This window comes from Schleiferilactobacillus perolens DSM 12744, from assembly GCF_001435585.1.
Lineage (GTDB): Bacteria > Bacillota > Bacilli > Lactobacillales > Lactobacillaceae > Schleiferilactobacillus > Schleiferilactobacillus perolens.
The window spans coordinates 94557-119612 of record NZ_AZEC01000001.1 but is presented as its reverse complement, the minus strand read 5'-3'; the positions used below and the strand labels follow the sequence as shown (position 1 = coordinate 119612).

General features: G+C 47.2%; 17 protein-coding genes. 9 read left to right on the top strand and 8 right to left on the bottom strand.

Annotation, left to right across the window (positions count from 1 at the left end; translation table 11 throughout):
- Window positions 1-2: 2 nt before the first annotated feature.
- From FD09_RS00485 to FD09_RS00470, 4 genes are read right to left on the bottom strand one after another with little or no spacing between them, the layout of a single operon-like run.
- Window positions 3-1475, bottom strand: a complete 1473-nt coding sequence (locus FD09_RS00485) for a glycoside hydrolase family 1 protein (RefSeq protein WP_057817171.1) — start codon at window positions 1473-1475, stop codon at window positions 3-5.
- A 12-nt stretch (window positions 1476-1487) separates the two neighbouring features.
- Window positions 1488-2864, bottom strand: a complete 1377-nt coding sequence (locus tag FD09_RS00480; RefSeq protein ID WP_057817170.1) for a PTS sugar transporter subunit IIC — start codon at window positions 2862-2864, stop codon at window positions 1488-1490.
- Window positions 2865-2901: 37 nt separating this feature from the next.
- A complete protein-coding gene (locus FD09_RS00475) occupies window positions 2902-3219 on the bottom strand; it encodes a PTS sugar transporter subunit IIB (RefSeq protein WP_083487369.1) in 318 nt (105 codons plus the stop codon).
- The gene (locus tag FD09_RS00470; RefSeq protein WP_057817168.1) at window positions 3216-3557 is read right to left on the bottom strand and encodes a PTS lactose/cellobiose transporter subunit IIA; all 342 of its coding nucleotides are present in this window, start codon (window positions 3555-3557) and stop codon (window positions 3216-3218) included. The genes FD09_RS00475 and FD09_RS00470 overlap by 4 nt, the downstream gene beginning before the upstream one ends.
- Window positions 3558-3854: 297 nt before the next feature.
- Here FD09_RS00470 and FD09_RS16620 point away from each other — a divergent pair, with 297 nt between their 5' ends.
- The gene (locus FD09_RS16620) at window positions 3855-4064 is read left to right on the top strand and encodes a DUF3284 domain-containing protein (RefSeq protein WP_235812175.1); all 210 of its coding nucleotides are present in this window, start codon (window positions 3855-3857) and stop codon (window positions 4062-4064) included.
- A gap of 266 nt (window positions 4065-4330) precedes the next feature.
- Here the strand turns inward: FD09_RS16620 and FD09_RS00460 are convergent, their stop codons facing one another.
- Window positions 4331-6958 carry a PRD domain-containing protein gene (locus FD09_RS00460; RefSeq protein ID WP_057817166.1) on the bottom strand — a complete coding sequence of 876 codons (2628 nt, stop codon included), beginning with the start codon at window positions 6956-6958 and terminating at the stop codon, window positions 4331-4333.
- A gap of 196 nt (window positions 6959-7154) precedes the next feature.
- Window positions 7155-7856 (bottom strand): MgtC/SapB family protein, encoded by a 702-nt coding sequence (locus FD09_RS00455; RefSeq protein ID WP_057817164.1) that lies wholly within the window; start codon window positions 7854-7856, stop codon window positions 7155-7157.
- Window positions 7857-8082: 226 nt separating this feature from the next.
- Here FD09_RS00455 and FD09_RS00450 point away from each other — a divergent pair, with 226 nt between their 5' ends.
- The 8 genes from FD09_RS00450 to FD09_RS00415 all read left to right on the top strand — a co-directional run bounded on the left by FD09_RS00450 (window position 8083) and on the right by FD09_RS00415 (window position 20983).
- On the top strand, window positions 8083-10248 hold the full coding sequence (locus tag FD09_RS00450) for a glycoside hydrolase family 3 N-terminal domain-containing protein (RefSeq protein ID WP_057817162.1): 2166 nt from the start codon (window positions 8083-8085) through the stop codon (window positions 10246-10248).
- Between the two features lie 17 nt (window positions 10249-10265).
- Window positions 10266-13397 carry a GH36-type glycosyl hydrolase domain-containing protein gene (locus FD09_RS00445; RefSeq protein ID WP_057817160.1) on the top strand — a complete coding sequence of 1044 codons (3132 nt, stop codon included), beginning with the start codon at window positions 10266-10268 and terminating at the stop codon, window positions 13395-13397.
- A 165-nt stretch (window positions 13398-13562) separates the two neighbouring features.
- Window positions 13563-14807: a sugar ABC transporter substrate-binding protein gene (locus tag FD09_RS00440; protein ID WP_057817158.1), complete on the top strand. Its 1245-nt coding sequence runs from the start codon at window positions 13563-13565 to the stop codon at window positions 14805-14807.
- Window positions 14808-15077: 270 nt separating this feature from the next.
- The gene (locus FD09_RS00435) at window positions 15078-15968 is read left to right on the top strand and encodes a carbohydrate ABC transporter permease (protein WP_057817156.1); all 891 of its coding nucleotides are present in this window, start codon (window positions 15078-15080) and stop codon (window positions 15966-15968) included.
- 12 nt (window positions 15969-15980) lie between these two features.
- Window positions 15981-16814 carry a carbohydrate ABC transporter permease gene (locus FD09_RS00430; protein WP_057817154.1) on the top strand — a complete coding sequence of 278 codons (834 nt, stop codon included), beginning with the start codon at window positions 15981-15983 and terminating at the stop codon, window positions 16812-16814.
- 33 nt (window positions 16815-16847) lie between these two features.
- Window positions 16848-17855 (top strand): LacI family DNA-binding transcriptional regulator, encoded by a 1008-nt coding sequence (locus FD09_RS00425; RefSeq protein WP_057817152.1) that lies wholly within the window; start codon window positions 16848-16850, stop codon window positions 17853-17855.
- Window positions 17827-20253 carry a beta-galactosidase gene (locus tag FD09_RS00420; protein WP_057817150.1) on the top strand — a complete coding sequence of 809 codons (2427 nt, stop codon included), beginning with the start codon at window positions 17827-17829 and terminating at the stop codon, window positions 20251-20253. Before FD09_RS00425 ends, FD09_RS00420 begins: the two co-directional genes overlap by 29 nt.
- Window positions 20234-20983, top strand: coding sequence for an alpha/beta hydrolase (locus FD09_RS00415; RefSeq protein ID WP_057817148.1), 750 nt, complete (start codon window positions 20234-20236; stop codon window positions 20981-20983). Before FD09_RS00420 ends, FD09_RS00415 begins: the two co-directional genes overlap by 20 nt.
- A 90-nt stretch (window positions 20984-21073) precedes the next feature.
- Here FD09_RS00415 and FD09_RS00410 read toward each other — a convergent pair whose 3' ends face one another.
- Window positions 21074-22702, bottom strand: a complete 1629-nt coding sequence (locus FD09_RS00410) for a glycoside hydrolase family 13 protein (protein ID WP_057817146.1) — start codon at window positions 22700-22702, stop codon at window positions 21074-21076.
- A gap of 11 nt (window positions 22703-22713) precedes the next feature.
- A complete protein-coding gene (locus FD09_RS00405) occupies window positions 22714-25020 on the bottom strand; it encodes a glycoside hydrolase family 31 protein (RefSeq protein WP_057817144.1) in 2307 nt (768 codons plus the stop codon).
- Window positions 25021-25056: the final 36 nt, after the last annotated feature.

Below are 25056 nucleotides of genomic sequence, written 5' to 3'. Positions count from 1 at the left end.
TTCTAGACTTGAGGTACGGCAACCGCCGCCCCATTCGTTTGAATCACATTCTGATACCAATAGAAACTGTCTTTTTTACGACGTTCAAAAGTGCCATTACCCGCATCGTCTCGATCAACATAAATCAGACCATACCGTTTAGACATCTGTCCTGTTCCTGCGGAAACCAGATCAATACATCCCCAACTGGTGTACCCGACCAAATCAACACCATTTGCAATGGCTTTTTCCATCGCCTCAATATGTTCTGCCATATAGGCAATCCGGTACGGGTCGTGGATGCTGCCATCTGCTCCCACCTTATCCACTGCACCTAGGCCATTTTCAACAATCATCAATGGCAAATGGTACCGATCGTAAATAACTTCCAGATAGTACTGTAGGCCGGCTGGGTCATCTGCCCAATCCCATTCGGAATATTGTAAGTAAGGATTCTTCGCTCCGATTGAGAAGTTACCCTGAGCATCATTTTCCACCGCATGAGTCGTCGTTGTGCTCGACATGTAATAGGAGAAGGTGTACATATCCACTGTCCCAGACTTCAAATCGGCGCGATCTTGATCTGTGATATCGAGATGAACATCATGTGCATCCCATAGGCGCTTGGAAAATGTCGGATACTCACCAAAGCATTGCACATCGCCTGAGTAAAAAATGTTTTGTTCCCAAGCATGACGATTCTTCATGATGTCTTGGGGATCCGGGGTTAGTGGATAAGAGACAATGCCACAAATCATGCAGCCAATTTGATTGTCTGAACTAATTTGGTGACCGATGCTCACCGCTTGGGCACTTGCCACAAATTGATAGTGCAATTGCTGATAAGCCTGTTGGTAAGCCGCATCGTCTGCCTTCCCCCCGAGCATTTCTAAAAACATAATCGTGGTATTGATTTCGTTGAAGGTCAGCCAATACTTCACCAGTCCACGGTATTCTTTAAACAGTGTCTCCGCATAATGCGTGTAGAAGCTGATCATCTTTCGATTGTTCCAGCCGCCGTAGTGTTCCTCAAGATACAATGGCGTTTCATAGTGAGAAATGGTCACCAGTGGTTCGATCCCATATTTGTGGAGTTCTTCAAAGACGTTGCGATAGAATTCTAAGCCCTTTTGATTCGGCTCACTCTCATCCCCATGCGGGAAAATACGGGACCACGAGATGGACATTCTGAAAATCTTGAAGCCCATTTCCGCAAAGAGCGCAATGTCTTCTTTGTAGTGATGATAGAAATCAATGCCGTCATGATTGGGATAGTATTCTCCCGGTAGGACTGCCCCATGAGCGCCTGTGGGAATGGTGAGGCCCTTACCAGTCCGGCCATCTGGATAGGTGTATGTCACCTGCCGGCGTTCTGTCAAAGTGCCCGCAGTCGTGATGTCCATCCGCGACAATCCCCGGCCGTCCACATCATAAGCGCCCTCACATTGGTTGGCAGCCGTCGCACCGCCCCAAAGAAATCCTTTTGGAAATACCAATTTTGTTTCCTCCTATTCTGGTTGTGCTTCGTGCGTACCCATTGTCGGTGTATCATCATGATCGGCGCTAATTGCCGCCGCTTGTTCCTTTGCTTGAGCGGCTTCTTCTGCAGCTGCCTTGGCTTCCTTAGCGACTAATTGCTTCTCGTAAACTTTGAAGAACGGATACCAGACAATCGCAGATGGAATCAGCATGAGATAGTCACCAATGGCGTTAGTCCAGCTCAGTGTGCTGAGATAACTACCAAAGCCCATTGGCAACAAAGCGGTAATCACAATCCAGCCAGGGACAAAGAATCCTACTTTGTAAAGAACTAGTGCACACAACATCACCACCGGAATATTCAGGACGTAAGGAATACTCATAATTGGGTTGTACATGATGGGAATCCCAAAAGTCATTGGTTCGTTAATATTGAACCAACCTGGGATGGCTGAAATCTTACCCACTGCGCTCAGCTGCTTCGACTTTGACCGCAGTGACATCAACGCCAATGCTAATGTGTTACCTGTCCCACCAGCAACGGCCATGTAAGCAAACAACATCACGGGATAGAAAACAACAGGTTTACCCGCAGCATGAAGGGCCGCATTGGCAGAGACTGCTTGAATTGACAATGGCATGATAATCGGTACTAAAATCATTGTGCCGTGGATACCGAAGACCCACAGCAATGCACCAAAGATACAAAGGATAAAGATACCCACTGTGGAAGTTAATGCGCTTAATGGTGCCGCCAGTAACGCCATGAATCCAGATGTGATGGTGAGTTTGCCAGCGGTCAAAACTGTCACTGCTAAAGACGCAGCCAGGAAGATAATGGCATTGAAGAACAATGGCAAAATAGCTGAGAATCCGTCCTGAAGGAACGGCGGTACCACATCAGGCATCTTAATCCGGATATTCTTATCAATACAAAACTTCTCGACCTGTACCGAAATGAAGACAACAACAAACCCAATGAACATGCCTTGGGCACCAAGATAAGTCATATCGATACTGACGGCACCACTTTTGGCAACGACCAGGGCCCCCGCCACGATTAAGAATGAAAATAACGCATTAATTGCACTCATAATCGGCGTTTCGATTTTCAACGTCTTGGCATAGTTGAATGCCAGGAATAAGACTACCCAGAGAGATAACGAGTTCATCGAGAACTGATAAGGAATATTCAAGTAATTAAAAATGACGCTCTTATCCGATAAAACCCCAAACATTGTCGGTCCCAAAACCGAAGTAATGATTTGGAAAATTGCTCCGACCATCAAGATTCCCATTAAAGACATCATTGCTGCTTGTAACGCTGTGATGAATTTATTGGTTCCGAGCTTCTGCCCAAATTTTTGCAAACCTGCCATGGCTTTGCTATTAAAGAAGCGTTCCATGATTTTTCCTCCTTACACGATTGAAAACAGCAGTGGATTAGTTAGACACATTGTCTGTCACAAGCTTTTCAGCCAATTTGAAAATATTGTCGCTATTGCCGACAGCATAGTCATAAGATGGAATCGGAGCGGTGGGTAACCCGGTTGTTTGTTTCACTTCATCCACGCGGTAGGAAACTTGCGGCCCCATTAAAATGACATCGTAGTTTCGATAAACGTCCTCGTATGCGCCCAGTCCAACCGCCGTGATTTGGTCGCCCATACCGCGATCGTCACTGTACTTTTGCAGCTTCTTCATCAAAATGCTGGTGGACATTCCGCCTGCACAAACCAGTAGAATTTTCATTTGTTTCATTCTTGCTTGCCTCCTTCAAATGTTTGATACATCCGCACCATTTCGGATATCAACTCATTGGCCAACATGCTCGCCATAAAATGGTCCTGTGAATGGATGAGTAAAATACTGAAATCCGTTTGCTTACCATTGGCCTCATCCACTAACATCTGAGACTGCACATTGTGTGCCTTATTGATCTCCCGATTGGATTGCGCCAATAAATTCTCAGCCTTCTGATGATCGCCTTCCCGCGCTGCCTTCAATGCTTCAAACGCCAGTGACCGACCATCTCCAGAATGTGCAATGATCTCCATTGCGATATTTTCCGTTTCGTCGTTGTATTCTTTATCCAACATATCCCCGCCTGCTTCCGTCCTGTTTCTGTTTACATGGTTCATGATAAAGGCTAGCAGGGCACGTTGCAAAAGCGCTTACTTTATTTGTGTATCGCTAAATTGATACACAATCCTCAATTTGATCCACCTCAGTAATGGAAAAGACGGACTTAATCAACATCACTCAATTTGTGTATCAGTTTTTTGCTTAAAAATTTACTAGTGTATAGCTGGCGACGGCTTGTGTATTGGAATCCATTAAGTCCTCTAAATGTAAGCGGTTTGATTTAACTCGACAGTTGGTCTTATAATGAGGCCATGAAAATAATTCGCACTTTAGACGTTACCAGCACTGAGTTTTTCGATTATCTGGAAGACCGGGTCCTTAATGATGTATTGGAGAACACCGGCAACCGCTTGAATCATTCGTCAGTCAAAGGAGGATTAACTTACACGAAGCACTACCAGAAAGCCAAGACAGATGTAGTGTTCAAGATTGACCAGTATATTCGCGGCGAGAAATACTAGTTAACTTCGAGATCGGTCGCTGATACCGTCACAGTCACCTACTTAACTGAACCTGAAGAAGAAAAAACGAAGGTAACTCTGATTGAGGACATTGATAGTTATCAACCAGATCAACACAACAGAATTCTCGGATGGTTTAGCCAAGCATTAATGTTAGGCCGTATGTCGAGTACCCTGCTTGACATGGAAACAGACATTATCAAAAATCGAGCAGTCAAAGAGGCTTAGCGCATCGAACACGCTAAGCCTCTTGGCTTTTCCTCGTTCTAAAGTTTCCTTACAATGGTCACAATCGAAGCAATCTCGTCATCTGTCACAATGATTTTGAATGATTTTTCCAACGGCTTGAGTATCTTTCCGATCCGCCTGACATCTTCTGGATAATGAGTCAGTATTTGTTTCCCCTGCGGCTCGCTCACGGTCGTATCATCTGCCAAACACCGTTCCACCATACTACCAAGATGGACGAACAAGCCCACTCGCTGATCTTCCTTCAGATCATAGGCCAAGCATAATTCATCCATAATTTCAGGCAAGAATCGTTTGAGCAGTGCCACGTCGGCGTATTTGAACTCTTCCTGGAAGTATCGGTAAATTTGGTCATAGGCAAATGCATTAGAAAGCACCGGTTTAAACATCAAAATTTGATCGAGATCCTTCCGGGTGTTTTCAAATACTTTGTTAATTGGAATAAATGGAACACCAAACAACTGGGGATTGAATGTCCCCACAAAAGCATGAATCTGGTAAACCTTGCGCAGGTCATTCACTTCGCTAACCAGCTCTTGCTTATTGGCCATCGCCAAAGCTTTGACTTGAATACCCAATTTCGAATATTGATCAATATAATTTTTGAGTTGTTCCGCACCGCCTTCCCCAGTATGACAAAGGGTCACGATCAATTTAGGACGCTGCTGTTCCGTAACCACCATTTGTTGAATATCTGTGGAAATTGTATGGTAAACATAGTCAACATCTGTTTCCATGGCACTTTTTCGGGCGGCATCAATCCCAATCAGTGTAATTGGTATTTGAATTGAGCGAATCTTGATGTTTGTCTCCTCACTGATAGTTTCCAACATGATCTTTATTGAACCCATATCGTAAATGACAATGACGCCCTGTCCTTGATCGATCTTTTGAATCTGGGCCTTGATTTCGAGCATTGCTGTCTTGGTACTGACATCAAGGTTCAAATCATACCCATAAGCATTGTGATTTTGGTTGAGTGCATTTGTCGTTTCCATCAATGAGCTGGCCGTACTGTTCCCATGCATGATGTACAAAACAACGGGATGTCCCTTCGTACTTGCCTTCTCCGGGGTAATGAAAAACATGAGCAGCACTGTTTCTTCCAGCGGCAAATGCAAACCCAATTCATCACGCAAAATCTGTGCCAATTTCACCGATTCCTTATATTCCTGAGAATATTGGACAATCAGTTGCTTAGCCTGGTTTTCCTCAAGCCGCTTGTGGCCCACTTTCACTGTTAACAATGAGTTGATATGTAAACAGAGCCCATAGAATACACTATTGTCAAAGCTGCGATTCAACGACTTCCGACACGCCGATAACCAGTCACGGACAATCTCAATGATTTGAGGTTTAACAATTTTAGCCAACTGCTGCTGATTGGCACCACTATCAAGAAAATCGTAATAATTGTACTTATCAAAAAGCTTCTTGATGTGGCCATCGATTAAGCTCTTAATGTTGGCACTGCCGACGCCGCGATCTACTAGCGACGCATATTGCTTATTAATATCCCCATAAATATCCTCAGACGTGGTTCTCGATCGCGCAGTGGTATTGTCATCACTTGGATCGAAAATCATTTTCTCCATATCGCCAAAGAGAATATTCAGCGTGGTTTGATTTTCCTTTTCCTTTAACAACGACTTGCGATAGGCAGGTTTCAAGTCCTCTAAACTGACACTGATACTATCCCTTTTATCGTTAACGACGCGCACATAGGCATTGGCACAGGCCATTGTGATTGCCGCCAATAGCTCTTTAATATTATGCACGTAATCTGACAGCACCAGGGCCTTTAATGCTGGAATTCCCACACTCACCGTGCGTTTTGAAGTGCGCGCTTCTTGCGCAAAGAAACGATTGATCAACTGCATTTTTTCACTGAGCGGTCGTTCGTCTAAACTAGGCAAAGTAATCACAACCGGAAGCTTGTGCTCCAGTTGGCGTTTTCCTTGCGTTGAGCAAGAGAAAATCATGAAGGGTGCTTTACCGGGGGCAAATTGCGGGTTTTCATTTAATTCGTAAAACTGAGTACTTTTATCCAATAAATCCACAATGCGGGCTTGCTGACCGGCGGTAAGATATTCGTAGTGATTGACAAACAAGACACCGCCCCTGGCCTGGTCAAAACAGCTATCGACAAAGTCGTCATTTTCACCAAAAAGAACGGCATCTAACGCGTGGATATCATTGGCATAGTTTCGACAATTGACTGCAATCGTCGGACCGTTTTTATTGACAACATGATTTTCTTCGGCAAAGTGGATAATCCGATCAACAAATATTGATGTACCGCTTCCTGGATGCGCCGTGATTTGAATATTCAGGTTGCCACTGGGATACAGAATGGCCGCCTTAGCCAATTGAATGTCCCTTTTCAAACTGCCAGAACTGCCAATCAAGGTCGTGAACGCGTCACCTGCGGGCTGGGTGCTCGGCATGGCAAATCGAACTGGCCGAGTTTTCGTTTTTACTAGTTTCCCTTGGCGCACCAGTTTATTTAAATTAGCACTCACATTCGTCCGCTGCATTTGCAAGTTGGTGGCGATGAATTCAGTTGTCACACCACTGCCATTCTTCGGATCAGAGTAAATCGATTCTCGCACGTAATGATAGATAAGGTCTTGATTGCTTTCCATTTTTTGCATCTCCATACTGTAAGCGCTGTTATCTGAAAATTACCCTATCATCTCTTCACAGGCTTGTCTAGCGTCGGCTGACCGGCGTCTTTGAATATACATTGAAAAAGCACACTTGTTGGTGACAGCACCGTTACTCACGGTACCTTTTCAGCAGGTGTGCTTTCAGTTCGCTATCAAGTCGTTTTTTGAATTTCTAAACACTCACTGTTTGGATATGCATAATATTCTTGTTCAGTGAGATATCCTCAATGATGTCGGCATAACTCAGTTCTCTGGGAATTTCAATTTCGTAAATGTTCGTGTACACAGTTGAATCCTCGTTCTGAGTCACACTGAAGTTGACGTCAGTCACTTCGATCTTGTGCTCATCAAAATACTGCTGGATGAATTCCTTGGTCTCCAGCTTATGTTTGTACTGAATCTCAAGTTTCTTGTATGCATGCACACGAATGATCTTTTGGATGAAGACTAACACGCCAAATACAACCACGGTGCCTGATATGGCAATGACGTAATCACCCATCCCGACAGCAATACCTAAACAAGCCACTGCCCAGATGCTGGCCGCTGTAGTCAATCCACGAATTGCTTGCCTTTGGACAATAATCGTCCCGGCGCCGAGAAAGCCAATGCCGCTGACGACCTGGGCGATTAGGCGTGCATCATCGGCCCGGACCACGCCTGCGAGTTTGGGATATGCCTGGGCTGTATTCAATGCATTGTAGCCAATTTCTTTTTGCACCAAAGCAAGAATACAAGCCCCAACACAAACCAAAATGTGGGTTTTGATTCCTGCTGGGCGATTTTTGTGTTCCCGATCATAACCAATGAGTCCGGAAACGACAATTGCCAATAACAATCGTCCAATGATTTCCTCTGCTCCTAGCTCGAACACTGACAATCCCTCCCTTGGTTTCTCACCACGCCGAACCTTTCTATCTACCTTAATGATAGTTGATTGCTCAATCATGGTCAAAGCTTCAACGCACTACGAATTCCCAACGTGCCGCAATTCAGGTGCGTCTCGTCAAAAAGTTCTTGCATTCCCTCTGAAAACGCTATATGCTTTTGGTGAAACGTTTCGATTAACCAAAAGAGACAACATACAGGAGGATAATCGCATGATCAGCAAGAACATCCAAGACTTGATGAAACAGATGACAATTGAAGAGAAGATTGGGCAACTGCTGCAACTAAGCGCCGACTTTTTCCAGGGAGACAATGTCGCCATTACTGGTCCCTTGAAGGAAGCCCACCTTGACGAAGCAGCGCTTTATAGCGCCGGTTCAGTGTTGGGTATTTCAGGTGCCAAAACCGTTCGCCAGGTACAGAATAATTATCTAAAACACAGTCGGTTGGGTATTCCTTTGCTTTTTATGGCCGATGTGGTCCATGGATACAAGACTATCTTCCCAATTCCGTTAGCCCTTGGTGCCAGTTTCGATCCGCAAGTCATGAAGACTGCGTCCACCATAGCCGCCAAAGAATCAGCTGCCGGTGGTATTCATATCACCTTTGCACCAATGGTGGACTTAGTGCGTGACCCGCGGTGGGGGCGGGTGATGGAATCCACTGGCGAAGATCCCTATCTGAACTCCGTGATGGCCAAGGCAGCTGTCAATGGATTTCAGGGTACACTGCCTCTTGATCAAGAACATATTGCGGCGTGTGTTAAGCATTTCGCCGCTTATGGTGCACCGGAAGCCGGTCGGGAATACAACACGGTTGATATTTCTGAATGGCGTTTTCGGGAGCAATATCTACCCGCTTATGCAGCCGCCATTGAAGCTCAGGCACTGCTGGTTATGACATCATTCAATACCCTCTTTGGTGTCCCTGCTACTGTCAATCAGCATCTGATGCGAGATATCCTCCGGAATGAATTACAATTCCACGGCGTGCTTATTTCAGATTGGGATGCCATTGGCGAGATTATCCATCACGGAGTGGCTGGTGATTTACAACATGCTGCCGACCTCGCATTAAAGGCTGGGGTCGATATCGATATGATGTCCTTTGCCTATGCCAAATACTTGACGAAGGCTGCAGTACTTGATACGCAAATCGAACAGCTGATCAATGAATCTGCTCAACGCATTCTTATCTTGAAAGAACAATTAGGGCTATTCAACGATCCATACCGTGGCTTGAGCGACAAACGGGAGACAGAAGTAACCTTAACAAGTAAAAATCTCGCTGCTGCCCAGGCAGCAGCCGAACAATCAATGGTGCTGTTGAAAAATAACCATCATACATTACCGCTCAATTCTGCTACTGCCATCAGCCTAGTGGGACCCGCCGCCGACACTGGCGACATTCTCGGTAGCTGGTCCTGGCAAGGTGATCCGGAGAAAACCGAAACAATTGCGGCCGCACTCGCTAAACAATTTAGCAACCTCACCGTAACGCCCGGAACACAATATCATCACTTGCAATTGAGTAAACTGGATGACGCTGTCAATGCCAGCCGCCAACAAGAAGCGATCATCGCCGTACTGGGCTTACCTGCCAGCGAAAGCGGCGAGGCAACCAGTGTGACGGATATCAAACTGCCAACTGAACAACTAATGCTTTTGCGGCGCCTTGCCAAATTGAATAAACCACTGATTACCATCGTGATTACAGGACGGCCATTAGACCTCACTGAAGTTGACGCACTCTCCGACGCAGTATTACTCGCTTGGTTCCCTGGTAGTCGAGGTGGCGCAGCCATCGCTAACGTACTCAGTGGTAAAGTCGATCCCAGTGGCCGTTTGCCGATGACTTTCCCTCGTAACGTGGGGCAAGTACCGATTTACTATAATGCCTACAATACCGGACGCCCAATTGCCGGCACACCAGCTGATGACGAGAACAAGTACTTATCGAAGTACATTGACTCGGCTAATTCACCACTGTATCCGTTTGGGTTTGGTCTAAGTTACGGTGATTTCACCATTTCCGATTGGACGCTTTCTCCGCAAAGCGTGTCTCCCGACCAACCGCTGATGGTTCAAGCAACAATCCACAATGCCGGCAATCATGCGGGTACGACCGTTGTGCAACTTTATACCCATCAAACAATTGGGGAAACAGTTCAACCCGTCAAACAATTACAAGCCTTCAAGAAAATCAGCCTAGCAGCTGATCAAACTCAAACAATTACTTTGACAGTGCCTTACGACCAGCTCAGTACCATCCACGCTGATTTGCATCGAGCAACCGATCAGGGCAATTACACTGCAATGCTTGGATTTGACTCCGCCCATACGGCCAGTCAGCCCTTTACCGTTGTGACACATCAATAAACTCAGGAGGCAATCATATGCACCAACTCAAAAATGATCACATCACGATTAATTTACTAAACAACGGCGCAATCGGCACAATCACGGCCGACAACATCATGGTCAACCAGGTCGCCGGGAACGCATTGGATGGCAGCATGGCTAATATTTACTTGCGTATCCAAGCTGATGGACAGTACCATTACACACCTTTAATTGGACCCGCAAGCACCAGCCACTTGTCGCTCTCCAAAAATGGTGCTCGGTGGCAAGGCCAATTTAATGGCGTTGAGTATACCCTCACCCTATTGCTTGGGAGCACAACCTGGTTTTGGCATGTTACACTCCACAGTTCCCAGTCGATCAATGCGGATTTAACTTACGTCCAAGACTTGGGCTTAGGTGAACCCGGATTTGTGAATAGTAACGAGGCTTACGTCTCCCAATATCTGGATCAACACCCCTTCACCAGTGACGGACATATCACGATTACGGCACGTCAGAATCAGCCGCAAGCCGGTCAGTATCCTTACCTACAACAAGGCGCTTTAACGTCACTTGCCAGCTATGCAACTGACGGATTTCAGTTCTTCGGTACTGATTACAAGAGTACCAACGAGCCCAGCGCGATGAGTCAAGCAGACTTGCCCAGTCGGGTGCTGCAATATGAATGTGCCCTCACTGCTTTACGTTCCGCTCCCATGACAATTAAAGGAAACGACACCAAAGTGACATTCTATGCTTCATTTAAGGCCACCCAACCCAATGGCAATTTGGAAAAACTCATTCCTGATACGGACATTCAAGCAAATTTTGCTCTGCTATCCGCGGTCAACCCGACCTGGCAGTCAGTTTCTCTGCCAGCGGCAAACCAGTCCTTGGGTCAACCGTTAACGGGAACGCCCTTAACTGAGACTCAACTCACCACATTGTTCCCGCAACAACGGCAGGTAGAACGGGGCCAAACCGGACAGGTGCTGTCCTTATTCACTCCCGATGATACCCATGTCGTGTTGCCTGAAAAAGAAAACCAACAGGAACGCTTAACTGGGAACATTATCATGGCCGAACGAACCATGACCCCCACTCAACCTGTTCTGGCTGCCACACAGTTCATGCCTGGCGTCTTTGAATCCCATGTGGTCTTTGGCAACACGAACATGAACATTATGATTACCAATACCCGCAGTGCGTTGAACTGGTTCAAAGTTACTGGAACCCGTATTTATGTGCGACCAGCGAATGACACACAATATCATTTGCTGACCATGCCTTCCGCTTATGCCATGACCTTCAATGGTGGCGACTGGTATTATCAACTTGACGACGACACATTAAAAATCAGTGATGATGCCAGCAGTACGGAGCAGCAAGTCACGCTCCGGTTTGCTTCACTGAATCATCAACGCTATGACGTCTGGGTCACTTCCCAGTGGGATACAGAAACATTGGGCGAGAAGCCGCTCCTAGACATCACAGACAACACCATCGCACTTTCACCGGAAGTAAATACTGCCATGGCGAAAATCGATCCTGACCGTGTATACAGTATTCGGTATTCGCATAATGCCCAAGCATTCAATATTGGTCGGGAAGAGATCATTTTAGGTCACGCCACGAATGATTCCACGCATCAACTGGTAACAGCGTTTGATTCTGTTAGTCAATTCAGTATTGTGACACAAACTAATACTGTTCAAGCGCCTGACTCTGAGCCAATCGCCACTAGCCGCGAACAACATCATGCCTATCTCGAATCGCTGTTGCGGCACTTCCAAGTCACTACAAATAACCCTGCCAAACAGGATATGGCAGAGCAGACAAATCTTGTCTTACGCTGGTATGCCCATGACGCACTGGTGCACATGCTCTCACCCCATGGATTAGAGCAATACGGTGGTGCTGCCTGGGGCACGCGGGATGTTTCCCAAGGCCCAACCGAACTGTTTTTATCGACCGGCCATTATGATATTGTTCGACAAATCATTCTTCATCTTTACAGCCATCAATTCAGTGAAAATGGTAATTGGCCCCAATGGTTCATGTACGACGAATATTCAGGACAATTTGCTGATGAGAGCCATGGAGACGTGATTGTATGGCCACTCAAAGTGGTGACCGATTATCTGTTAGCCACTCAAGACACTAGTGTTTTGAGTGAAGTGTTGCCGTATATGTCCCTGAAAAAGCACAAGATGCTCGCTGAATCTGAGAGCCTATTAGACCATATTAAGCGTCAGTTAGCCTACATTACCAGCCATTTCCTTTACAACACCAAAGTCTCCGCTTATGGTGATGGCGATTGGGACGATACTTTGCAACCCGCCGATGCCCGCCAAAAAAAGGAAATGGCCAGTACCTGGACCGAAGAACTGACTATCGAAACATTACGCCATGCGGCCCAGGCATTTGCCAGCATTCCAGATTTTGCCCAGAGTCTACAAACATTAGCCGACGACATGATGGGCGATTTCAAGCGGTATTTCATGCAGGACGATGTACTGCCTGGTTTCATCAAGATGGACGCCAACCATCATGTCACACCCATCATTCATCCGAACGACGGTTTAACCGGCATCGACTATCGGTTGCTGCCCTTGTCGCAAGGTGTGTTGAGTCACATCCTTGATGAGCAGCAATCCGAGCATGCGTTGCAGCTTATCACTCAGCACCTGTTATTCCCAGACGGTGTGCGCTTAATGAATAAGCCTTCCACCTACCGTGGCGGTGTTTCCCACATCTTCAAGCGAGCTGAACAAGCGGCCAACTTCGGTCGAGAGATTGGATTACTGTATGTCCACGCCCATATTCGGTATGCCGATGCCGTCGCTCAGACAGGGGATCAAGCAGAAGCTTGGCGATTATTACAATTGGTGAACCCCATCAATATTCAATCCCGCGTGAGCAATGCAGCATTACGTCAAGCCAATGTTTACTTCTCCAGCTCAGACGCAGCATTTCCTGATCGGTATGCCGCCCAAGAACATTTCGATGATGTTCGTAATCAATCCGTTTCTGTGAAAGGCGGCTGGCGGTTGTACAGCAGCGGCCCAGGAATCTATATTGCGACACTGCTTAACAGTGTATTCAAACTGGCCGATGAAGAAACGTTTAACTCAACATTCTCACTGCCATTTGATACTGATTACCGCGTATCCGTATCAAAATAAGCTGTGTAGGAGCCTGGCCTATACCAGTTACAAACACTGCAATATCAGCGTTTTAAGCAGTTTCAAAAAAAATCGAAAAAATAGTTGTAACCGGTTCCGATTCGTGTATAATCATAGTCGTAGAAACGTTTCGATTACGAATTCCAAAAACGGAGGAATTAACAAATGAAGTTAACGAAATGGTTGGGCATTTCCGCAGCTGCTGTAGCTGCCGCCCTGCTCCTTGTTGGTTGTGGTAACAGCAATAACAGTTCTTCAGGATCCAACGGCAAATCAATCACCTTCTGGTACGGTGGTGACGCCGATACAGCCGTAAAACCAATGGTGGATGCGTTCACTAAGAAAACTGGTATCAAAGTCAAAATTCAGAGTATTCCTTGGTCACAGTACAACGATAAACTTTTGACCGCCGCTGCTTCCAAGTCCGGTCCTGACTTAGTACTAATGGGTACCACTGGCATGGCCAATTACGTGAGCTCAAAGAGCTTGATGGATATCTCCAAAGAAGTTAAGAGCGACAAGAATATCAGCCCAGACAAGTATTTTGAAGGATCCGTTAGGACAACCGAGTTCAATGGTAAGTATTATGCCGTGCCTTGGTATGTTGAAACCCGGGTACTGTATTACCGGAAAGATCTATTGAAACAGGTCGGTTATAACGAAGCACCGAAGACCTGGGATGAATTATATGACGCTGCCACAAAACTATCTAAGCGCGGCAAGAATATGTACGGCTTCAATGTTGACTTCGCTGAACCAACATTTGGCTTTATGTTTGCTCGTCAAAACGGTGCTACGCTGATTAAAGGTAAAACACCGCAATTCAACAAGAAGCCAACTGTAGAAGCACTGGAATATCTGGCTCAGTTTTACAAGAATGGTGCTTCTCCTAAACAAGATTTGAAATTGACAATCGGCCAGTCTTTCGGTGGCAAAGCACCAATTCCGATGTTTATCTCCGGTCCATGGATGATGGCTAGTGTGAAAAAAGATGCCGGTCTGAAAGATGATCAATGGGGCGTCGCTGTATTACCTAAAGGTAAAGATAACAACATGTCCAATACTGGTGGTGGTAACTTGGCAGTCTTCAATTACAGCAAAAATAAGTCTTCTGCAATGAAATTGCTGAAGTATCTGTCTACTGAGAGCAGTCAATTAAAGTACTACAAGAACAGCGACTCAATGCCGACTCTGAAGTCTGCTTGGACTGACAAATCTTTAAGCGACTCCCGTATCCAAGTATTCCGTAAGCAACTGAACAGTTCTGAACCAATGCCTTTAATCAAGCAATGGGACCAAATCGGTCAAAACTACTTGAAGGCTTGGGAACCCGTTGCTATGCAAGGGGCTAACGTTCAAAAAGCGATGGATCAACTGAATTCTCAAACCGAGCAATTATTGAACAAATAATTGGCTCACCGGGAGCGGTACTGACTCACTATAATCGCGGCACGTGAAGTATCGCGTTGTATTGCCCCGAGAATTCCCTTGTGTATTCTCGGGGTATTTATTTCAAAATTATTCCAGCACACGTCCTCTAAATGGGATTCGCGACCCAGTTTCCTGGAGCCAAGGACATCCTGGGCAAAATCTTTCAGTGTGACGATTTTTGTCCAAGTGTCCTTGGTTGTCGGAAACTATCGGGGCCGCTGCACCCTCTTAATGAAAGGAGCCATTCTCATGGCTAAGACATTACGCGACAAGCTAGTTCCCTATACCTTTGTCTTGCCGGCACTGCTCCTGCTGGCACTGTTCTCTCTGATCCCAATCTTCATTGCCCTGATCATCAGTTTTACTGGTTTGGACATCACAGGTTTAGGCGATTGGTCACAAATCAAATTTATTGGATTACAAAACTACACGCAACTGTTTCACGACAGTGCTTTTCTTCAGTCAATTCTGAACACTGGGTACTATGTTGTCATTGGGGTCCCGTTGGTCATCTTGCTTTCCTTGACCGTCGCTATTCTCATCAACTTCGGCCAAAATCGTTTTTTCCGGTTTATGCGGTTGGTTTTCTACACACCTTCAATCACCAATACCGTGGCGGTCGCAGTGGTTTGGACTTATATGTACAACCCGAGCATGGGCTTACTGAATAATCTCTTCGGTAAGATTGGTATGGGACCCTTCCCTTGGCTCAGTGATCCAGCTACGGCCAAGATATCATTAATTATTCTGGCTGTATGGAAAGCCATCGGTCTCAATATGCTGATCTTCTTGGCCGCCTTACAGGGCATTCCTGAATCGCTTTACGAAGCAGCTGAGCTCGATGGTGCTGGCTGGTGGCAGCAAACTCGCCACATCACTCTGCCTTCCTTATCATTCTCCATCTTCTTCGTGACTGTCACCACATTGATTGGTTGGTTCCAGTTCTTCGATGAACCATTCGTCATGACTAAGGGCGGCCCGTTGAACAGTACTAATTCTGTCGCTCTGTTTGTTTATCAAAATGGGTTCCAGAACAGTAATTTCGGTTACGCGGCTGCCGGCTCGTTCATTATGTTCGCCGCAATTATTCTTGCCACGTTAGTGCAATTCAAACTGCAAAAGAAACAACAAGGACTTTAGGAGGCTGTATTTATGATTAATGGTAATAAGTCAGCCGTGCGCAACGGCAAAGTCGCAGTGGGCGCAATCCTACTATTCTGGGGCGTTATCACTATCCTGCCCTTCTTATGGATGTTTCTTTCTTCTTTCAAATCCAACGCTGAAATTTCGCAAGCCACTCAAAACTTTTTACCCAACCACTGGACATTCGACAACTACAAACGTTTGTTCGTGGATAGCAATTTCGGTGTTTATCTCAAAAACACATTAATTATCACGCTGTTTTCCTTCCTGGGTATGTTACTGAATGCAATGGCCGGCTATGGCTTTGCCAAATTTAAATTCAAAGGACGCGGCCCACTATTTATTCTGGTGCTAGCCACCATGATGATTCCTGGACAAGTCACTATGATCCCGGTTTACCTCATTTTGAATGAAATGCACTTGACCAATACCTTAGCGGGTATTATCTTGCCTGGTTTAGTGGGTGCCTTTGCCATCTTCCTGTTCCGTCAATTCATGAGCAATATTTCAAACTCCATTATTGAAGCTGCCCGACTTGATGGTGCCAGCGAATGGTACATTTTTTGGCACATCATCATCCCTATCTCCAAACCGGTCTTGGCCGTCCAGGGGATTCTCACCTTTATCGGCGGTTGGAATGCATTCTTGTGGCCATTGATTATCGCCAACGATCAGAAGTACTATACCCTTTCAGTTGGGCTCCAATTACTACAGGGACAACACACTTCAGATTATGGTTTGCAAATGGCCGGCTCCTCCTTTATGGTTATACCGATCGTGATTATCTTCATTATCTTCCAAAAGTACATTTTACAAGGATTCAATGTTCAAGCAGAGAAGTAAGATCCGATTACTAACAATATGGAGGGGATTTAAGTGGCCGGTATTCGTGATATCGCCCAAAAGGCAGGTGTGTCGATTTCAACAGTCTCTTATGCCTTGAATGGCAGTTCCAAGGTCACCGAGGAAACACGTGCCAAGATCATGCACATTGCCATGGATCTCAATTACGTGCCTAATCTGGCAGGACGCACCCTGAAGAAACAAAGTACCAATATTATTGCGATGTATGTCGCCGATTTTGGCGGGGATTTTTACAGCCACGTCATTGATGGCGTCGATCAAGTCCTTCGCGCCAATCACTATGAGCTGATTGTTGGGGCGGGCGGTGATAAGTCGCGGGCACTCATTCCTCAGAAGTTTGTGGACGGCGCGGTGATTTTGGATCAAGCCTTCCCCGATCGGCTGATTAAAAGCTTTGCTAAACAAGGCAGCAAAATGGTTGTTATGGACCGGGAACTATCCGGAACCAATGTGCATAAAGTCTTATTGGATAATTCTAAGGGGGCCAAACAAGCAATTGACGCATTAGTAGCAGCCAATGTTGACTACTATGTCTTCATCAGTGGCCCTTCTGATTCCTACGATTCGCAGGTGCGATTGCAAACTGCGTTGGCTTCTTTAAGTGATAAGACCGATGCACCCGTTATCGTTATTCCCAGCGATTTCACGATTGATGGTGGTCGCAAAGCAGCGAAAAAGATCAGTAATGCCCATCTCAAAAATGTTGGTGTCTTTGCTCTCAACGATGAGCTGGCAATCGGTCTTTATGAAGCTTTGCCCGAACTGGGTTATACCGTCGGCAAAGATATCAAAATTATTGGTTTCGATAATGACCTCATTGGCCACTATCTAACACCGCAACTCACGACAATTGATTACTCCAAACATAAATGGGGCGAAACCGCCGCCCAGACCTTGATTGACATGATTAAAAATAACGGTCAAGCGGGTAATCATTACATTGAAACCAAAGTGATCCAACGCGGATCGCTTGGAGAGGAAAAAGTTAATCATGATCAAGACAGACTCTCTCACTTTTGAAATTGATGGCCAGCCGACTACAATTTTAGCTGGTGAGGTTCACTACTTCCGCTTACCGCCGGCCCGTTGGCAATCCGTGTTAACCGAATTGAAGGCGACCGGCATGAACACTGTGTCCACATATATTCCGTGGCTGGTCCATGAAGAACAAGAAGGCGTATTTGACTTCACCGGTCAGTTAGATGAACGACATAACTTAAAGGACTTCATTGACTTAGTTCATCAAAATGGACTCTATTTGATTGCCCGACCGGGACCCTTTAATATGGCCGAACTGAAGAACGAAGGAATTCCATTCTGGGTAAGAGATAAATACCCCACCATTATTCCCACTTCTTGGCACGGCCAGACAGTACCCACAGGGACAGTTGATTATACGAATCCAGATTTTAAACGGACTGCTCAAAACTGGCTGCAGGCTGTTTGCCAGGTGTTGGCACCGGCTTTACAGGTCCATGGCGGCCCAATCATCGGTGTTCAGTTGGACAACGAAGTGGGGATGCTCAGTTGGATCAGCAATGCGCCTGATCTCACAGATATAACTATCGCTGAGTTTTCAACATGGTTGCAAAATAAGTACCATGACCAGTTACCGGCGGTCTATCCAACAGATTTCTTGACCGCTGCCCGTACTCGCCAATACATGGAAGAACCAGACGATGCATGGGTGTTGCAATATCAAAATGATTTGGGCTATTACATGCGGTATCGCTTTAAGAATTACCTTGCCTTTCTTGCTGACACTGTCCGTGATGCAGGAATTGTCGATACCCCTTTGCTCATTAATGTCCACGGTACTGATCAAGGCCGCGGTGAAACATTCCCCATTGGCATCAGTCAGCTCTATGACACCTTTGATCTGAAAGACGTCGTTATTGGCACGGATGTTTATTTCGGCGACTTCGATATGACCACTGCTACCCATTTATACACGCTCAATCGTTTCATGCAGAGTGTCGACGGTGATTGGCCGCTCACCACTTTGGAATTTAATGCCAGTTCGGGTAATAACGATGATCATTTGCCCATGCAAATAGAAGCTAGTGCCCTGCCTCTGAAGACGCGGTTACAACTAGCCCAGGGCACCAAAATGATTAATGATTACCTGTTTACCGGCGGCTTTAACCGATCATTGGCAGTACCCGTGGCCGATGGTAACTCCCGTATTGGTATTCATGGGTATCGCCATGGTTTTGGTTCGCTGCTATCACCTGAGGGCAAATCAAACTATACCCTGCCCGCCATGGCTCAAGTGGGCAACATCATTAAGAATACCGACAGTTTATTGGCGTCGATGCATTCAGTGACTGCACCGATTTCCGTGGGCTTCATTCCCGACGATTACATGACTGAGTATCATTATCCGCAAAGCCAGGTATCCGATAATTTCGTCGCCGACCAAGAAACTAATCGCGCCACCCTACCCTGGAATAATATTTTTCTGAATTTGTTGTCTGCCAAATACAACTATGATGCTTGGGACCTGCAAAAGGACTTACCCACTCACGATAATCACCATGTCTTGGTGGTTCCTACTGGGCAAGCCATGCCAGGAACAGTACAGCAACGATTATTGGATTATGTTAACAAGGGTGGCCAACTCCTCCTCCAGGGGGAATTGCCCGTAACCGATTTAACCGGCCAGCCTGATACGACCCTGATCAACGGTCTCGGCTTGATGCCATTACAACTGAAAAGGGAATCAGTGACCTACTTCCCGACAATTACACACCACGCATTTGCTGAAGGACTGCCAGAGGTTCGGATTCATCAATTTCAATCATTCGAACCAACTCAACGAGACAGTATTGTGTTCTGGCGCGAATTGGAATCGAACGCTGCAGTAGGAGCATTATTCAACGTTGGCCGGGGGCAGGTTGCATTCTTGGGCTCAGAAGGCCGTTTTGACCCGGCATTCTACCAGCTGCTGCTGAATCAATTCGAAGTCACGCCCCAGTTGACTCTGACACCGGCAGCACCATTTGTATTGGCTTTTATCACTCAAAGCACCGATGGGACACTTGTTCATCTATTGAACACATTGGACGTCCCCGCCACATTTATCTTGCACAATGCACAAGGACGTGCGCTCTTTGGGGGACATTCCATCTCAATCGGCGCCAAACAGGGCCTAATGTTGGCTATGGATACTACTGTGACCTCCTGGAAGTTGGCCTATACCACCGCCGAGATAATCAATTTGAGCAATCACCAAGTTTCTTTTTCAATCAAGACAACTGATACCGTGATTGCATTAACTGATCAGGACACCATCATGCCTAGCGACGATTTTTGGACAGAAAAACAAGCCGAGACAACCATCCTGCATCCACGCCATACCGGTTCATTCACCTTATATCGGGAAGGAGATCTCACCATTGGCAGTTTTTCACGTTGAGTTTGGTTCAGAAAAACTCGGTATGCGTTCCCGCATAAACGTTTTGTTGCCAGAAAACGCGCAACCCAATTTACCGATACTGTTGCTGCTTCATGGCCTCGGGGATGATGAAAATGCCTGGTTAGAGCAAACCAAAATTGCGGACTATGCGCGTGGTCAACAAGTGGCCGTTATCATGCCGCGGGCGGATCGCAGCTATTATACGAATACCGTTAGTGGCATGCGTTATTTCAACTACATCAGTGAAGAAGTGGTGGCGCGTTGCCGTCAGTGGTTCTCATTGTCGACACAACCTGCTGACACATATGTTGGTGGATTATCCATGGGCGGTTATGGGGCATTAAAGTGTGCTCTACTCCATCCAGAAACGTTTGCTGGGGCCTTCGCATTGTCAGGTGTGCCTGATATTATCGAGCAGTGGCATGAACACCCTGAGCGAACGCCTTGGTACAATGAGCTTTTTGGCAGGATAACCGAATTGCCTGGCAGCACGAATGATTTAATCTCCGTAGTTCAGCATTGGCCCGCCAATCAAAAGAGACCTTTTTTGTGGCAACTTTGCGGAAACGAAGACCCTTTCTTAGAGATGAACAAGAAGTTCCATGTGTTGGCCCAACAATCTGGATTCAAGAATTCTCTAAAACTCGTTCCAGGGGCACATGAGTGGCGTGTCTGGGATCAGGCTATTCAGGAAGTGTTACCACTGGTGGCACGAAAAACGACAAAATAGCAGCAGCAATAAAACACCGGCTGAAAAGCAATCGTCTGTGACGAGCAACTTTTCAGCCGGTGTTTTATTGTCTACAATTCTCGGAATCGATTAACGAACCTTCACCACAAACGCCTCAAAAGGCCGCAACTCAATCCGCCCAGTTTTGACATCCTGATCATCATAATTTCCAATAATGTGCTCGTCCACAGCATCTGGGAGTTCAAACACGTTATCTTCCGCAGCCGCATTAGCCACGATCAACCAACGTTCTCCTTGATACGTTCGATAATAAGCAAACACGTTATCCGCCGTATCTGGCACCAATGCATAATCGCCCCAGACCACTAAATCATTATTCTGGCGCAACTGAATCAAGCGCCGATAGGTCGCAAAAATCGAATGGGGATTGGCGAGATTGGCTTGAACGTTGTAACGCACGTAATTCGGGTTCACATGCAGCCACGGTGTACCGGTAGTGAAACCGGCGTTGGCTGTGGTATCCCACTGCATCGGTGTCCGGGCGTTGTCGCGGCCCTTGGCATTGATGGACCGGAGAATCTCTTCTTTGGTATAGCCCGCCTTTAGTCGGGCGTGGTACATTTGAATACTTTCGATATCGTTGATTTCATCCACTGAAGTGATCGGGTAATTGGTCATACCGATTTCTTCACCCTGATAAATATAGGGGGTCCCCTTCATCATGTGCAGCAAGATGGCAAACATCTTAGCACTTTGGTCGTGATACTGGCCGTCATCGCCCCAGCGGGACACAATCCGCGGTAAGTCGTGGTTGTTCCAGAAGAGACTGTTCCAGCCTTGGTCGCCCAAGGCAGTCTGCCATTTGGACAGAACCTGTTTCAGTGCTGGCACTGAGAGCGGCTTGAGATCCCACTTCTCGCCGTCAGGTTGTTGATCTAAGCCGACATGTTCGAACTGGAAGACCATGGATAATTCGTGGCGGGCGGGGTCGGAATACTGCTTGGCAATAGCCGGGGTGGCACCCCAGGTTTCGCCGACAGTCATCAGATCTTTGCCGCCAAAAGTGGCCTGATTCATTTCCTGCAAATAAGTATGCAATTGGGGGCCGTTGCCGGTGATCATTTTGTCCGGTTCTTTCCCAATCAGGTCAATGACATCCATGCGGAAGCCGCCAATGCCTTTGTTGATCCAGAAGTTCATCATGTCATAGATTTCATGGCGCACCTTGTCATTTTGCCAGTTAAGATCCGGCTGCTTTTTGCTGAAAAGGTGCAGATAATATTGACCGACTGCAGGTTCATAGGTCCAGGCGGAGCCACCGAAAGTGGACTGCAGGTCGTTGGGGATGTCGCCGTCGCCCTGGCCATCCCGCCAGACATAGTAGTCGTGGTACGGATTATCCCGGGACTGGCGAGCGGCTGCGAACCACTTGTGCTCGTCACTGGTATGATTGACTACCAGGTCCATAATGATGCGGATATTCCGCTTTTTTGCTTCTGCGATCAGTTCGTCCATATCCGCCATGGTCCCAAACTCCGGCATGATGGCTTCGTAGTCAGAAATGTCGTAGCCGTTATCATCATTGGGGGATTGGTATACTGGGCTTAGCCAGATGCCGCCGATGCCCAGTTTTTGCAAATAGTCCAACCGTGAAATAATCCCTGGGATATCTCCGATGCCGTCACCGTTGCTATCTTGGAAACTGCGCGGATAGATTTGGTACATGACAACGTTTTGCCACCATTTTCCTTGACTCATTTTCAATTACCTCAATTCTTATCGATTAGTTGATATTTTCCGTTCTCTAACTGCAATGCAAATGTCTGATCACCCGCCGCGACGGTGATTTCCGGGTACAAGCCCGCGGGGTAGCCAGCTGTCGTCAGTGTCACAGCCGGTTTGCCCTGGGCAAAGGTGACGTGGTACTGGTTGAACTCGCCCTTTTGATACGCAAAATCATACCCGTCATCCTGGTAATGGTCGTAACTGGCGGTATCGCCAAACACCTTGAAGGTCATGGTTTGGTCTGGTTCATCGGTAAGAAACTGGTGCGCTGGGCCCCAAGGAATCATGGTACCGACCCGACCATACAACGGTAATGTATCCAGCGGCGCAGCGGCTCGAATTTCTTGCTCACCAGGGATGACTTTCCCGGTCCAAAAATCGATCCATTGGCCAGCGGGCAAGTAGACCAGGCGACTGGTCTTGCCTTTTGTCACCACCGGCGCCGCCAATAGGGCATCACCGATTAAGTACTCGTCGTCGATATCGTACACTTGCCGATCCTCGTCAAAGTCATAAACCAACGGCCGCATTACCGGCTTGCCAGCGCTTTGCGCCAGAGCAAAAAGATCGTACAGGTACGGAATAAAGCGATAGCGCAGCTTAAGATATTTGCGATAGATGGATAAGGTGGGTTCACCGAACAGCCACGGTTCCTGGCGCCGCGTACCCAGTGCGCTGTGGTTCCGGAATAACGGACTGAACAATCCCGCCTCGATCCAGCGAGTGAGCAATTCGGGCGTTGTGTCGGAACCAAAACCGCCTAGATCCGTCCCCGCAAAGCTGAAACCGCTCATACTGTGATTGCATAATTGCGGAATCATCATTTGCAAGTGCGCCCACAGGCTGTGGTTATCACCGGTCCACACTGTCGCATAGCGCTGGGTGCCCGCGTAAGCCGCTCGGGTGATGACAAACGGCCGCCGACCAGTCTGTTCTTTCAGCGCATCGTAGGTCGCATGAGACATGTTGTGACCATAGAGATTGTGCATTTTGGCATGGGTCGACTTTTTACCATTGTCTGAAAAGACTGTGTCATCAGGAATTGGTCCGTCAAACGATGCCGGCTCGTTCATGTCGTTCCAAATCCCGTCCACACCGATCTTAGTCAAGGCTAAATGACACTGACCCCACCACTGGCGAGTTTTGGGCTTACCAAAATCTGGGTATACTGTCCGGCCAGGCCAAACACGATTGACATAGTTCTTGCCAGCGGGTGTTTTGACGAATACTTTATGCTTCTTGCCGTCGTCATACACCGTGTAGCCGGGGTCTTTTTTCACCCCAGGGTCGATAATCGTGACCGCCTTGAACCCTTTCTCGTGCAATTGCGCAATGAGTTTCTTGGGGTCCGGATAACGCCCGGGATCCCAGGTGAAGACCCGGTAGCCGTGCATGTAGTCAATGTCAAAATAAAGCGCGTCACAGGGCAGATCGTGCTGGCGGAAGCCATCGGCGATCTGGATCATCTCCGGCGCGTCTTGGTAGCCATACCGAGAATGTTGATAGCCCAGAGTCCAGCGCTGGGGCAAAGGCACCGTGCCGGTCAGGTGAGCGTAATTGGCGACCACATCGGCCAGCCGGTGACCGCCGATGATGTAGTAATTCAGCGGACCGTGGACCACGCTGTAAGAATAGTAAGCGGGGCTTTCCTTGCCCAGATCGACATGGCTGCGGTATGGATTATCGAAGAACAGGCCATAGGGGCGGCCTTGGCGAAGACCATAGAGCACGGGAATCGACTTGTAGAGCCGGGTAAAGTTTTCCATTTGCGGCGCAGGATCGTCGGTGTTCCAGTTCTCGTATTCATAACCGCGCTTATTCATGAAGCCGGTCTTGTCACCGAGACCGTAAAAAGCTTCGTCGGGATCAAGTTGTTTGGTAAGGGTCAAGGCCGCAGTCGCGTCGATCTCTTCATGACCGGCATGACCTTCTTCTTCGAGCAGTGACGTCTCGTCAGCCGCCAGGTCGCGGTTCAGCGGCTGGCGCTGCCCGCGGTAGTCCATGATGAGTTCCCGGTCGTTTTGGTCGAAAACGTCCATATGGTGATCGGGATAGACTTTGACGTGGAGAGCTGCTGTGTTGATGGCCGCGACACCGTTTTTGACCGTGGCGGTAAATTGTGTGGGTTGCGGTTTGGCCACCACGGCATAGGATGCGGCTGGCAGTGCATCAATGGGACAGACCCGGATAATGGCATCGCTGAAAACTTGCAATGCGAGTTGGGTTTGATCGGGAAAAGTGATTTGGACAGTGTTCTGGTTTGTTTGGGCCGATAGCGGTTTTTCGGACATTTGAGTATCCTCCTCTTAAAAAAAAATCTGTTGGTG

Coding starts and splice junctions, on each gene's coding strand:
- FD09_RS00445 (WP_057817160.1), top strand. CDS start 10,266: ATGCACCAACTCAAAAATGATCACATCACGATTAATTTACTAAACAAC.
- FD09_RS00480 (WP_057817170.1), bottom strand. CDS start 2,864: ATGGAACGCTTCTTTAATAGCAAAGCCATGGCAGGTTTGCAAAAATTT.
- FD09_RS00460 (WP_057817166.1), bottom strand. CDS start 6,958: ATGGAAAGCAATCAAGACCTTATCTATCATTACGTGCGAGAATCGATT.
- FD09_RS00450 (WP_057817162.1), top strand. CDS start 8,083: ATGATCAGCAAGAACATCCAAGACTTGATGAAACAGATGACAATTGAA.
- FD09_RS16620 (WP_235812175.1), top strand. CDS start 3,855: ATGAAAATAATTCGCACTTTAGACGTTACCAGCACTGAGTTTTTCGAT.
- FD09_RS00405 (WP_057817144.1), bottom strand. CDS start 25,020: ATGTCCGAAAAACCGCTATCGGCCCAAACAAACCAGAACACTGTCCAA.
- FD09_RS00435 (WP_057817156.1), top strand. CDS start 15,078: ATGGCTAAGACATTACGCGACAAGCTAGTTCCCTATACCTTTGTCTTG.
- FD09_RS00440 (WP_057817158.1), top strand. CDS start 13,563: ATGAAGTTAACGAAATGGTTGGGCATTTCCGCAGCTGCTGTAGCTGCC.
- FD09_RS00430 (WP_057817154.1), top strand. CDS start 15,981: ATGATTAATGGTAATAAGTCAGCCGTGCGCAACGGCAAAGTCGCAGTG.
- FD09_RS00420 (WP_057817150.1), top strand. CDS start 17,827: ATGATCAAGACAGACTCTCTCACTTTTGAAATTGATGGCCAGCCGACT.
- FD09_RS00470 (WP_057817168.1), bottom strand. CDS start 3,557: ATGTTGGATAAAGAATACAACGACGAAACGGAAAATATCGCAATGGAG.
- FD09_RS00410 (WP_057817146.1), bottom strand. CDS start 22,702: ATGAGTCAAGGAAAATGGTGGCAAAACGTTGTCATGTACCAAATCTAT.
- FD09_RS00475 (WP_083487369.1), bottom strand. CDS start 3,219: ATGAAACAAATGAAAATTCTACTGGTTTGTGCAGGCGGAATGTCCACC.